We start from the raw sequence: 13,186 nt of genomic DNA, 5'->3' as shown, positions 1-13,186 counted from the left end.
TCTAATGATTTGAATCCATCAGTTTGTATAGCTGAGAAATGTGCGAATACATCATCTCCACCTTCTACTGATATAAATCCAAAACCTTTTTCGTTGTTAAACCATTTTACTGTTCCGTTAGTCATTTGTTAATTCTCCTTAACCTTCTTTACAAAGGCTTTTCTTTTTTATTTATTACATATATGATTATACAACATATTCTAAATAATATATACCCTTTTAGGAAAATATTTTTAAAAGGGTATATATATTTAGTTACATCAATCACTCTTTATATATAATTATATAGATTCTATAAATCTTATTACATCCTCTATTATCCAATCAGGAGTAGAAGCTCCTGCTGTAATTCCTATTGTATCATAGTTAATCAAGGCTTTTACATCTAAATCTTCTTTAGTCTCTATAGCAAAAGTTTCTACAGCTTCTTTGCATATATTAACTAACTTTTGAGTGTTAGAGCTGTGCTTTCCGCCTATGACAACCATACAATTTACTTCTTGAGCTAATTCCTTTGCCGATTGTTGTCTTACCTTAGTTGCTGAGCATATAGTATTATTAAATACTATATGTTCTAATTGCTTTGATAATTTATCTACTATTTCTAAATATAATTCTAAATTTATTGTTGTTTGAGCTACGACGCAGTATTTTTTAGATTTATTTAATTTAACAGTTTCTAAATCTTCTAAAGTTTTTATTATTGTAGCTAAGTTTTCACACCACCCGTTTATTCCTATAACTTCTGGATGTTTGCTATCTCCAATTACTATTATTTCATATCCTTTATCATGATAGGCTTTAACAATTCTATGAATTTTTCTTACAAATGGACATGTTGTATCTACAATATTAATTTGTTTTTGTTTTGCATCTTTATAGATTTTTTCGCCCACACCATGAGATCTTATTATCATCTTCTTAGTATTTGGAACACTTTCTATTTCATCTACAGTTACTAGACCCTTTTCTTCATATTTACTAACAGCTTGTTTATTATGAATAAGCGGACCTAGTGCATATATACCATCATTATTTACTTCTAATTCATTCCAAGCCATTTTCATAGCTCTTTTGACCCCGAAACAAAATCCTGCTTCTTTAGCTATTTTAACCTTCATTTTATATCTCCCTACATTAAAATATTAAACTTATGGTTACTATTAAAGACTATTTTGAATGTATATAGTAGTTTTCTTTTATAACCTCTAATACATTTTGTGCTAATCTTTCATTTTCCTCTGTGGTAAGTTTTTGTTTATAATATTGCTCAAAAGATATTGGTTTATCTATATATATAGTTACTCTATTAAATAACTTATAATTAGAAATTATAGATATAGGAATAACTTGAGCCTTACCTTTTATTGCAAATACAGAAAGACCGCCTTTAGCCTTTCCAAACCCTGGTTCTTTTATTCTTGTTCCTTCTGGGAACATACCTAGTACATATCCATCTTTTATAACTCTCAAAATATTTTTTATTGTTGATACATCAGGCTTTTCTCTGTTTATAGGTATAACATTTAATTTTTTTAATACAAATGCAAGTGGTTTTAATTTGAAAAGTTCTTGCTTTGCAATTGCTGCAACTGTTCTATTTTCTATTGCTGCTGCTAAAAATATTGGATCAAGGTTTGATTTGTGATTTGAAGCTATTATTATATTACCTTCATTTGGAATATTTTCCGCTCCGATTACCTTATATTTGAAAAATACATTTGAAAAGCACTTAAATGCTTTTATTATAAAATTATAAAAACTCATGATTATCTCCCTCCATTACCAATATACATAATTAAATAAGACATTTTAATTATGTATATTGTGGCTTATATTAACTTTTTATATATTTATTTTAGATAATACTGAATCTACAACTGCATCAATACTTTTTGCAGTTGTATCTATTTCAATTGCATCATCTGCTTTAACAAGTGGTGCAAATTCTCTATTTGAATCTATTTCATCTCTTTTTATTATATCATTTATTATTTCGTCAAGACTAACTTCATATCCTTTTTCTGTTAATTCTTTATGGCGTCTAGTTCCTCTTTCATCAGGTGTTGCAACTAAAAAGAATTTATAATGCGCATCTGGGAATACGTAAGAACCAATGTCTCTTCCATCTAATATAACTGAATTTTTTTTCCCTATTTCTCTTTGAACATCTACCATTAAGTATCTTACTTCTTTAACCTTAGCAACATTAGATACATTGTTACTGACTTCCATACTTCTTATTTCTTCGTTTACTATTTGCCCATCTAAGTATATGTTGTTATCTCTAAAATCTATATCAGTGTGCTTTGCTATTTTTATTACTTTTTCTTCATTGTTAATATCTATATTATTTTTAAGGCACTTATAAGTTATAGCTCTATACATTGCTCCTGTGTCTATGTAGTTTATATTCAAATTCTTTGCTATTATCTTAGCTATTGTACTTTTACCAGCTCCTGCTGGTCCATCTACAGCTATTACTAAATTATTCATAATGATTTCTCCTAATGATATATTAATATATAATTTTAATTTTAAAATTATAGTTGCATTTGTACTAAGTCTTTTCTTAAATCTTTTGAGTCATTTAAATAAATATGTTTTATATCTTTTTTAGATTTTTCACTATTTACATACATCATGACTCTTATACACATTCTTAAACTATCTTCTATATATTTTTCTTCAAAGTTAAGCATTGGAATATCTGTTATATTTAAGATTTCTCTAACTGCTACAGAAGGATATGCTTTATCTAAGTCATTTGTCATTGTAAAACACATACTTATTATATCATCTACTTCTAATAAATTTTCTATTATTATAGTTTGTACTAACTTTGCACTTTCATTTAGTATTTCTTCTTTGTTATTAGATACTACAGTTGTAGCACCTCTTATTGCTAATACTTTCATATAATCACCTACACGCTTATTCCAGCAAGATACCCCGTTGAGAACGCTATCTGCAGATTATATCCACCAGTTTCTGCATCTAAATCTATTACTTCCCCTGTAAGAAATAGATTTTTTATGATTTTTGATTCCATAGTCGATGAATTTATTTCCTTAACAGATATACCACCACAAGTGACTTGTGAAGTTTTTATACCCTTACTTCCGTTACATGTCAGTTTCATATTTTTGATATATTCTATTATTTTAAGTTCATCAACTTTTGATAGTTCACTAGCCTTTTTATCAGTTAAGCATAATATATTAAATACCTCTTTTAAGAAGTTTTGAGGTAATAATCCTTTTAAATTATTTAATACATTTTTGTTAGGATTCTCTCTTATTACATTAACTATTTCATCAGAACTAGTATATGGTAAAAAGTCTATATTTAATTCTAATTCATTTTCTTCTATATATTTATTTATATGAGATGATAGTTTTAAGATACCTGGTCCTGTTAGCCCAAAATGTGCAAATAACATATCACCTATTATAGATATTTTTTTCTTTTTAATTTTGCAGGAAACTTCTACATTTTGCATAGAAATACCTTGTAAATTTTTAATCCATCCTTCTTTTACTGTAAGAGGTGTTAAAGCTGGATAAATTTTATTTATTGTATGATTGTGATTTTTTAAAACATCATACATCATTCCATCAGAGCCTGTGTGAGGGTAGCTTTTACCACCTGTAGATATTATAACTTTATCTCCTAATATATTCTCGCCATCTTCTATTTTTACTCCTATTACATTTTCATCTTTTACTATAATGTTTACAATTTTTTTGTTGTATAGTATTTTCACTTTATTTTTTATTAAATCATTTTTAAGAGTTTCTATTACTTCTTCTGATTTATCAGATTTTGTATAAACCTTATGATCATTATCTTCTTCTACTTTGTATTCTAAGTTGTTAGATTCAAAGTAAGATAATAAATCACGATTTGTAAAAGTATAAAAACTGCTATATAAAAATTTTTTATTAGTTACTACTTTTTCAAAAAAATCTTCTATATCTCTATTATTAGTGATATTACATCTTCCTCCGCCAGTAACTTTAAGCTTCTTACCTAATTCTTCATTACGTTCTATTAATATAACTTCATGATTGTTTTTTGAAGCTGTAAGAGCCGCCATCATCCCTGATGGTCCACCTCCAACCACTATTACTTTAGACATAAAATCACTCCTATTCTAATGCTGAGTTATTTATTTTCTCATTATTTTTTATATGGCTAATATCATTCATTTTAACTATAACTGGGCCGTAGTCTCTAAATTCAACTATATTTAAAGCTGTATTATCTTGCTTTATTCTATATATGTTTTCCATACCTGAATTTAAGAATGATAATAACATTACTCTTACTGTTACTGAATGACTTACAAGTAGTATGTGCTTATTATCATATTTTTCATTTATTTCTTTTATAAAGTTATCTAATCTTTCTTTTATTATATGAAGAGTTTCTCCCTCAGGTATATTTACTAAGTGAGGCTCATTTCTCCATGTATCATAAGTGTCAGCATGGTCTTTTTTGATTTCTTCTATTAAAAGACCTTCCCATACACCAAATCCCATTTCTCTTAACGCGCTAGTTTTTTCTACATCTATACCTATTTTTTCTCCTACTATCTGTGCTGTTTGAACAGCTCTTCCTAAGTCACTACTATATATAAAATCTATTGGATAGGTAACCATAGCTTCAGCTAGTTCTTTTGCTTGTGATTCTCCGATTTTTGTAAGATTAGAATTTCCATGCCCTTGAGTTTTGCCTAATATATTCCAGTTAGTTTGTCCATGTCTTACTATGTAAAATGTATTTGCCACTTCAATGTCCTCCTAAATTGTATATAGTTATTTTTATCTTTCATCAAAATTTTATTATACCATAAATATACATTATTAAAAAGATAAAACCATTCATGTACATATTTTATTCTAAATTAAAATTTTTGTTATAGAATGTATGTACAGGATACACAATAAATTTATAATAAGTTTAATAATTTAGCTTGTCAATATTTAAAACAGATATATATTGGGAATTATATACAAAATTCTTATTAAATTATGTATAATAGTTATTATTGTTAAATTAAGTGCTATATTATAATTTGTAAAGGGTATATTAACACCTTATAAAACAAATCTAAAAATAATCACTTTGTATTAAACTTAATATTAATTTAGAAAGGAGCATTTATTTTATATGCTTTCTAAACTTTTAGTCAAAACCTTTATTAAAGATAGCGAAAACACCCAAAGAGAAGAGGTTAGAAATAAATACGGCTATTTAGCTGGAATTGTAGGTATAATTTCTAATTTATTATTATTTGTAATTAAGATTTCAGTAGGACTATTAACTTCAAGTATTGCAGTAACTGCTGATGCATTTAATAATCTTTCTGATATGGTTTCATCAATAATTACAATAGTTGGATTTAGACTTGCTAGTATTCCACCTGATAAGGAACATCCTTTTGGACATGGTAGACTTGAGTATATATCTGCTTTAATAGTAGCATTTATGGTTATGCTTGTTGGAGTTCAGTTTGTTAAATCATCAGTAGAAAGAATATTAAATCCTGTGCCAATTAAATTTCAACTAATTCCTTTTATACTTTTATTTGTATCTATATTAGTGAAGTTTTGGTTAAGTACATTTAATAAATTTATAGGAAATAAAATAGACTCATCTGCACTAAAAGCTGCTGCAATGGATGCTTTAGGTGATGTTTTCACTTCGAGCTGTGTGGTTATTTCATTTTTAGCAGCTAGATTTACTGATTTGCCGATAGATGGTTATATAGGGATTGCAGTTTCATTAGCTATACTTTATGCAGGATACTCACTAGTAAAAGAAACTATAAGCCCTTTACTTGGAGAAGCTCCTGATCCTGAACTTGTTAGAGCTATTAATGAACGTGTTTTATCTTATAAACATATAACCGGAGTTCATGATCTAATAGTGCATAATTATGGTGTTGGAAGATGTCTTGCTTCTATACATGCTGAGATTCCTGCCAGTATTAATATCATGACTATACATGATATTATAGATGAAGCTGAGAGAGAAATATCTAGAGATTTAAAAGTACATCTAGTAATTCATATGGATCCGATATGTGTTGAGACAAAAGAAGTATCTACTACAAGGGAAGAAATTGAAAAAATAATAGACAGTCATCCTAGTATTAAATCGATACATGACTTTAGAGTAGTTGGAAGCGGTGATAATAAGAATTTAATTTTTGATATTGTAGTTTTTCATGAAAATACTATACCTGATGAAGAGCTTAAAGAGTATATTACTAAATCTATTAAGGGCATTCATCTTGATTATAATTGTATAATTACAGTAGATAGAGATTATCATTAGATAAAAAGGTGTTTAGAAGCTTGTACTCTAAACACCTTTTTGTATATAATATTTAATTATAGTACAGTTTGATATATTAATTTTACAGCAACTCCAAGTGCCATAATTAAAAATATAGGTCTTATTAATGTAGAACCTTTTTTTATAGCAACCTTAGATCCAATATACCCACCTATCATCATTGATAGTGCATAAAATATAGCCACTTTATACAGTATTAGACCACTTACCATAAATAATAGTAATACTATAAAATCACTTGTAAAGTTTAATATTTTTGTATTAGCTGATGAATGTAAAAAATCAAAACCATATATTTTTATAATTGCAAAAACTAAAAATGTTTCTGTTCCAGGTCCAAAGAAGCCTTTAGTTGTCTTTTATTTTATCATATCTAAAACAAATTACTTGGAAAATAATAAAGCTCTGGAATTTAAATATCCCAGGGCTTTATTATTTTATTTATATTTCTTATAATATAACTTACTTTTTATATGAATAAGTTAAGTCCTGAATCTTCAGTAGAAGCTAAGTAAGAAGCTACGCCTCCTATTTCTACTCCATCTATAAATTCTTCTGCTTTTATTCCCATTAAATCCATACTCATAGCACATGCTACTACCTTAACACCCATATCTATAGCATTTTTTATTAAAGTATCTAAATCATCAACATTATGCTTTTTCATTATTTGACTTATCATCTTAGGTCCCATTCCACCCATGTTCATTTGAGATAATGGAAGTTTACCAGTATGAGATGGTAGCATCACATCAAACATTTTTTCCATAGTGTCTTTGCTAACTTTAGGTTTATCTTTACTCTTTAGAATATTAAGTCCCCAGAATGTGAAAAACATTGTTACTTCTTTGCCCATAGATGCAGCACCTGTTGCTATTATAAAAGATGCTATAGCTTTGTCTAAATCTCCACTAAATACTACTAATGTTGCCCCATTTTTATCATTATTAGTTATAGAACAAGATGGAGCACTTGTTAATGTAGTACTTCCTTTTCTAATATAAGCTACTAGCATCTTTTTTATGCTATTAAATTCTGATTTTACTAAAGTATTTCCTGTTTTTTCACACCAAGCTGCTATATCCTTTGAAAATCCAGGATCAGTTGCTTTTATTTCTAAAACTTGTCCTTCTTCCATTTTATTTATTTCTTCAAACACTCTTCTTATTGGTCCTGGACATTGAAGACCACAAGCATCTAATATAACATCACCAACTATATTCATAATATTTTCCTCTTTAATATCATTATTATTTTCATTACTAGATCTCATTAATAAAGCAACCTTTTTTATATTATCATGATTCTGATTATCTATGCTTTCCTTTGCTCTTTTTACACTTAAATAAGTTTTTACTCCACCATCTATATTAGAAACATCAAATCCATATTGAGAAAGCATTCTACATGCTATATATCCTCTAAGTCCTACTTGACATGTTATGTGTATTTTCTTATCCTTTGGTAGTTCATTTAATCTATTTCTTAACTTTCCTAGTGGTATATTTATAGAACCTTCAATTTCGCCACCTAGTAACTCCATTTCTTCTCTTACATCTAATATAAATTCACCATTTTTAACTATATCATCAATTTCATTATAGTTTGTAATATTTAGATTATCTTCTAATATGTTAGAAGCATAATAGCCTAGCATATTAACTGGATCTTTTGCTGAATTATATGGTGGAGCATAACAAGGTTCAATGTCTTGTAAATCAAATACATTAAGTCCACCTTTTATAGCAGTTGCAATTATATCTATACGTTTTTCAACTCCATCTATACCAACAGCTTGAGCTCCAAGTACTTTACCTTCTTTATTGAATAACATTTTTAATGAAATAGGGAATGCTCCTGGATAATATCCTGCATGAGAACCTGGATGTATATGAATCACCTTATATTCTATACCTAATCTTCCTAAAGTTTTTTCATTATTACCTGTACTTGCTACTGTTAGATCAAATATCTTAGCTACTGATGAACCTAAAGTTCCTTTGTATGCTACATTTTTACCACATATATTATCTGCTACTATTCTACCTTGTCTGTTAGCAGGCCATGCTAATGGTATTGTAGTTTTGCTTTTATTTACAAAATCAACTATTTCTACAGCATCACCTAGCGCATATATGTTTTCATAGTTAGTTCTCATGTATTCATCAACTATAATAGCTCCTCTAGCATTTACATTAATATTAGCTTCACTTGCTATTTTAGTTTCTGGTTTTACACCTATTGATAAAATTATCATATCTGTGTCTATTTCTTTGCCACTTGCTAAAATCACTCTTTTACCATTATCATCAAATGCTTTTACACCATCTTGAAGTATTAAATGAACACCTTTATCTATTAAGTGTTGATGAACCATACTTGCCATTTCTATATCTATTGGTGCCATTACTTGCTCACTTGCTTCTACTAAAGTTACGTTGACTCCTCTTTCCACTAAATTTTCAGCCATTTCAAGGCCGATAAATCCTCCACCTATAACTACTGCGTGGTCTGGATTTTGATCATCTACGTATGCTTTTATATTATCTGTATCAGGTATATTTCTTAATGTAAATAAGTTGTCACAATCATTTATACCTTTAATAGAAGGTTTTATAGGACTCGCTCCTGGAGATAAAACTAACGTATCATAGTTTTCTGTGTATGTTTCATTAGTTTTATGATTTTTAACTGTAACTAATTTTTTATCATTATCTACTTTTATAACTTCACTTAAATTTCTTATATCTATATTAAATTTAGCTTTCATTGATTCTACAGTTTGTACTATTAAGTTATCTCTTTCTTTTATTACTTCCCCTATATAATAAGGGAGACCACAGTTTGCAAAAGATATATATTCACCTTTTTCAAACATTATTATTTCTACATTTTCATCTAAACGTCTTAATCTTGCAGCTGTAGATGCACCTCCAGCTACTCCCCCTACTATAATAACTTTTTTAGCCATAGTAACCTCTCCTTTTTAATAATTTACTTTTAATACTTACATTAATTTTATCTATTGTTAAATTTATAATTTTAATTATTACTTTGTTTAATATATTTTAATTATATGATATATTTAAATATAGTTCTGTGACTTTGTCACATAACTATATTGCTAACTTGCTATATTTTATATAAGTAGTATTATTTTAGTGTTTTTATAGATTATAGTTATTTATTTTAGGAGGTATTTTATGAATATTTGGAATAATTTGAGAGATTTATATCCGTTTTTAGATACATTAAATCCAGAAGCTAAAGATATTATCAAATCTTCATTAATAGTAAAAAATTTTGATAGTGATTATACCTTAATACATGAAGGAGCTTCTTGTCTTGGATTTTCTCTTATAATAAGCGGTTCTATAAGAGTTTATAAGCTATCAGATAAAGGTAGAGAAGCTACATTATATAAATTAAATTCTGGAGATACTTGTTACTTATCTATGTCTTGTATGCTTAGTAGTGATTCTTATCCTGCTTTTGCAGAAGTTCTAGAACCTTCTATAATAGCATTTATTCCAAGTCATATATTCAACAAATATATTTATAATACTCTAGAATTTCAAAAGTATATTTTTAAAAACCTTTATTCTAAATTCAATGATGTATTAGGGGTTTTAGAGGAAATTGCATTTGAAAGAATTGATGTTAGAATTGCTAAGTATTTACTTTTAACTTCACAAAAAACTAATGATACCAAGTTTTTATATTTGACTCAAGAGAAAATAGCCCAAGAACTTGGAACTAGTAGAGAGGTGGTAAGTAGGATGCTTGCTGATTTTAAGAATAAGGACATTTTGACATCTCAAAGAGGAAAGATTACTATACTAGATTTTGAGAAGCTTAATGCAGTTACTAAATTATAAAAAATAAGTTTTTTATATTTCATACAAAAATAACTGTAGGTAGATTTACTTTTACACAAACCTATCTACAGTCCTGGAATAAATTATGAAAGACTTATCTTGTATTTAATTATACTATTGATTACAAGAACCTTTTCTTTGACCTTGATTATTTTCTCTTTCTTGTCTGTGTATTTTTCTTTGTTCTCTTCTTTCTTTCATTTGAGCTATAAATTCTTCACCCATGTATTTATGTACCTTATCTTGAATTTTGTAATATTCATTTAATTGTTCTTCACTTAAATCTCTTTTAGGTTGTCCATGGTACTTATCATATATATCTTTTTCTTCTTGTGTTAATTCATTATAACCATTTTCTATAAGAGCTTTTTGCTCTTCGGTTAAATTTCTACACATATTTTTTCTTTGTCTATTATTTTCTTGATTATCAGCGTCAGATATAATTTGAGAATCTGTGCTTTGATCACTTGCACTAGCATCCGTTGTAAACATTCCTAATCCTAATAATGATACTACACCTAAAGCTATTAATGATTTTTTCATAAATATTACCTCCTAGTAATTTATCTATTGTTTATCTTTATTATAGGAATGTAATGTTACACCAATGTTACAAATAAACTTTTTTTAATTCAATCCAAAATTCTACACCATCTTTTTTATTTTCTACTCCATATTTTCCATCATGAAGATTTATTATTTCTCTTACAATAGCTAATCCCAATCCGATTCTGTTGTCACTAGAATTTCTGGCTTTATCTAATCTTACAAATGAGTACCATATTTTTTCTAAATTACTTTCCTCTATTGTTTCTCCACTATTATATATACCTATGTGTATATTATCATTTATTAATTTAGCAGAAATTTTAATTTGTTTTTTTTCATCAATATGATTTATTGCATTATCAAGTAAATTATTTAAAACTTGTTCTAGTCTTGTTTTATCTCCTAATATATAAGCTTCTTGTAAGTCTAAATTTATGTTTATCTCTTTATCTTTTAATATAATTTCATGTTTTTTAACCACATTTTTTATTAAATCTTCTATATTTACTTTATTTTTTATAATTTTAAAGGTATTAGATTCTAGTTTATATAAGTCTAGTAGATCATTTACCATCATTCCCATTTTTTCGCTTTCTTCACATATAACATCTATATAGTCCTGCTTATCTTCTTCGCTATCTAAAATATTACTTCTAAGTCCTTCAGCATATCCATTTATAACTGTTATAGGTGTTTTAAGTTCATGAGAAACACTAGATACAAATTCTCTTTTTAGTTTTTCTTGTTTTATTTTATTATTTATTAATATTTCTAATTCTTCATTTTTAGTTTTTAAAGCGTCCATGGTATTTTTTATTTTCGAAGATAATGTATTTATACTGTTTCCTAATACTTCAATTTCATCATTGGTGTGTATGTGTACTTTTTCATCAAAGTCTAAGTTAGATATTTTGTTGCTTATGTGAGTTAATTGTATTATTGGGTTAGTAAATTTATTTGAAAACCATATAGCCATAAATATACTGAATGCAATTATAGGAATAAATATTATCAATAGAAAACTTGATGATGTATCAACACTATTTTTTATTGCACTTATTGGAGTTTTACATATTATTGAGTATAGATTATTATCTAATTGTGTTATAGTTGCTAAAAACTCAGTCCCTTGTAATTTATCTGAAATAACATATGAGTCTAAATTTTTGTCAACTTTATATTCATTAGTTATTACGAATCTATTTTTTTTAGACATACCATGTTTACCTATCATGTTATTACTACTATGACCATCCATTGATGTATAATTATTGGTAAAGATTAATAAGTCATCTTTATCATATATATCTATACTTATATTTTCACTTTCTCTATATTTCGATATGGCATTAATCAAATCATCCTTAGTACCTTCACCTATTAAATCTCCAACGGATTTTCCAAACTTACTTAACTCCTTACTTGTTTGTTTTATATAAAAATCTTCAAATCCAAATCTAAAAATACATATTCCAATTAGTATTATAGAATTTATTAATATAATTCCTGTAAGTAGTTTATTTTTTATAGACCTCAAATTATTATCCTCCAAACTTATACCCAAATCCTCTAATAGTTTTTAATAACTGTGATTTAGATCCTAATTTATTTCTTAATCTATTTATGTGAGTATCTAATGTTCTAGGATCTCCTATGTAATCGTAACCCCATACTAAATCTAATAAATTATCTCTTTCAAATATTCTTCCTTTGTTTTTTATAAATAAAACTATTAAATCATACTCTTTTGGTTTTAATTCTATATATTCGTTATCAATTTTCATTAATTTGGTGTCTAAGTTTATAGATATATCTTCATAAGTTAATGTATGTTCATATTTTACTTCACTATTAGGTACTTCTAATCTTTTCAGTAAATTTTTTATTCTTGCTATTAATAGATTAGGATTAAATGGTTTAGATATATATTCATCAGCTCCTATATCAAAACCAAATAATTCGTCTAAATCACTATCCTTTGCTGTTAGTATAAGTATTGGAATATTTGATTTTTTTCTTATTTCTTTACATACATGCCAACCATCATATATTGGCATCATTATATCTAATACTACTAGTGATATATCTTCTTTATCAAATATTTCTAAAGCTTCTTGCCCATCTTTTGCAGTATATACATTGTAATTTTCTTTTTTTAGAAAATCAGATATTAATCTTAGTATTCTTATATCATCTTCTGCTACTAATATACTTATCATATATTTATTATCTTATCTCCTAACTTCTATTTTTTAGTTATAGTAAATGTTATATTACATTTTTATAGTACTTTTATTTGTAGTTGTTGTCAAATATGTACAGTCTTTATTTTTTAATATAAAAAAAAATAAAGACTGCAGATAAATTTATCTGCAGTCTAGGAAACAATATCG

13 protein-coding genes and 1 pseudogene are annotated in these 13,186 nt (G+C 27.0%); 2 read left to right on the top strand and 12 right to left on the bottom strand.

What is annotated here, in order from left to right:
- The 7 genes from AC11VW_RS09730 to AC11VW_RS09700 form a co-directional block, all read right to left on the bottom strand.
- A partial coding sequence (locus AC11VW_RS09730) for a cold-shock protein (protein WP_484301217.1) occupies positions 1–125 on the bottom strand: 125 nt, incomplete at its 3' end.
- 156 nt (positions 126–281) lie between these two features.
- Positions 282–1,121, bottom strand: a complete 840-nt coding sequence (locus AC11VW_RS09725; protein ID WP_484301216.1) for a 4-hydroxy-3-methylbut-2-enyl diphosphate reductase — start codon at positions 1,119–1,121, stop codon at positions 282–284.
- Between the two features lie 49 nt (positions 1,122–1,170).
- On the bottom strand, positions 1,171–1,767 hold the full coding sequence (locus AC11VW_RS09720; protein WP_484301215.1) for a lysophospholipid acyltransferase family protein: 597 nt from the start codon (positions 1,765–1,767) through the stop codon (positions 1,171–1,173).
- Positions 1,768–1,845: 78 nt separating this feature from the next.
- Positions 1,846–2,496 (bottom strand): (d)CMP kinase, encoded by a 651-nt coding sequence (cmk, locus tag AC11VW_RS09715; RefSeq protein ID WP_484301214.1) that lies wholly within the window; start codon positions 2,494–2,496, stop codon positions 1,846–1,848.
- A 47-nt stretch (positions 2,497–2,543) separates the two neighbouring features.
- Positions 2,544–2,918 (bottom strand): chorismate mutase, encoded by a 375-nt coding sequence (aroH, locus tag AC11VW_RS09710; protein ID WP_484301213.1) that lies wholly within the window; start codon positions 2,916–2,918, stop codon positions 2,544–2,546.
- 8 nt (positions 2,919–2,926) lie between these two features.
- Entirely contained in the window at positions 2,927–4,141 is a 1,215-nt protein-coding gene (locus AC11VW_RS09705; RefSeq protein WP_484301212.1) for a BaiN/RdsA family NAD(P)/FAD-dependent oxidoreductase, read from the bottom strand.
- A gap of 10 nt (positions 4,142–4,151) precedes the next feature.
- Positions 4,152–4,793 (bottom strand): histidine phosphatase family protein, encoded by a 642-nt coding sequence (locus tag AC11VW_RS09700; RefSeq protein WP_484301211.1) that lies wholly within the window; start codon positions 4,791–4,793, stop codon positions 4,152–4,154.
- Between the two features lie 382 nt (positions 4,794–5,175).
- Between AC11VW_RS09700 and AC11VW_RS09695 the strand changes: the two genes are divergently transcribed.
- Positions 5,176–6,345: a cation diffusion facilitator family transporter gene (locus AC11VW_RS09695; RefSeq protein ID WP_484301210.1), complete on the top strand. Its 1,170-nt coding sequence runs from the start codon at positions 5,176–5,178 to the stop codon at positions 6,343–6,345.
- Positions 6,346–6,401: 56 nt separating this feature from the next.
- Here the strand turns inward: AC11VW_RS09695 and AC11VW_RS09690 are convergent.
- Together AC11VW_RS09690 and AC11VW_RS09685 are read right to left on the bottom strand one after the other, a co-directional pair.
- Positions 6,402–6,704 (bottom strand): annotated as a pseudogene (locus AC11VW_RS09690) (TSUP family transporter); the annotation flags it as partial.
- Between the two features lie 131 nt (positions 6,705–6,835).
- The gene (locus tag AC11VW_RS09685) at positions 6,836–9,337 is read right to left on the bottom strand and encodes a CoA-disulfide reductase (protein WP_484301209.1); all 2,502 of its coding nucleotides are present in this window, start codon (positions 9,335–9,337) and stop codon (positions 6,836–6,838) included.
- 232 nt (positions 9,338–9,569) lie between these two features.
- On the opposite strand from AC11VW_RS09685, the gene AC11VW_RS09680 reads away from it, so the two are divergent.
- Positions 9,570–10,244: a Crp/Fnr family transcriptional regulator gene (locus AC11VW_RS09680; protein ID WP_484301208.1), complete on the top strand. Its 675-nt coding sequence runs from the start codon at positions 9,570–9,572 to the stop codon at positions 10,242–10,244.
- A gap of 114 nt (positions 10,245–10,358) precedes the next feature.
- Here the strand turns inward: AC11VW_RS09680 and AC11VW_RS09675 are convergent, their stop codons facing one another.
- The 3 genes from AC11VW_RS09675 to AC11VW_RS09665 form a co-directional block, all read right to left on the bottom strand.
- Positions 10,359–10,787, bottom strand: a complete 429-nt coding sequence (locus tag AC11VW_RS09675; RefSeq protein ID WP_484301207.1) for a hypothetical protein — start codon at positions 10,785–10,787, stop codon at positions 10,359–10,361.
- Positions 10,788–10,854: 67 nt separating this feature from the next.
- On the bottom strand, positions 10,855–12,330 hold the full coding sequence (locus AC11VW_RS09670) for a HAMP domain-containing sensor histidine kinase (protein WP_484301206.1): 1,476 nt from the start codon (positions 12,328–12,330) through the stop codon (positions 10,855–10,857).
- Positions 12,331–12,334: 4 nt separating this feature from the next.
- Positions 12,335–13,012: a response regulator transcription factor gene (locus AC11VW_RS09665; RefSeq protein ID WP_484301205.1), complete on the bottom strand. Its 678-nt coding sequence runs from the start codon at positions 13,010–13,012 to the stop codon at positions 12,335–12,337.
- Positions 13,013–13,186: the final 174 nt, after the last annotated feature.

This window comes from Romboutsia sp. (assembly GCF_056995035.1).
This window is presented reverse-complemented; position numbering and strand designations above follow the sequence as displayed.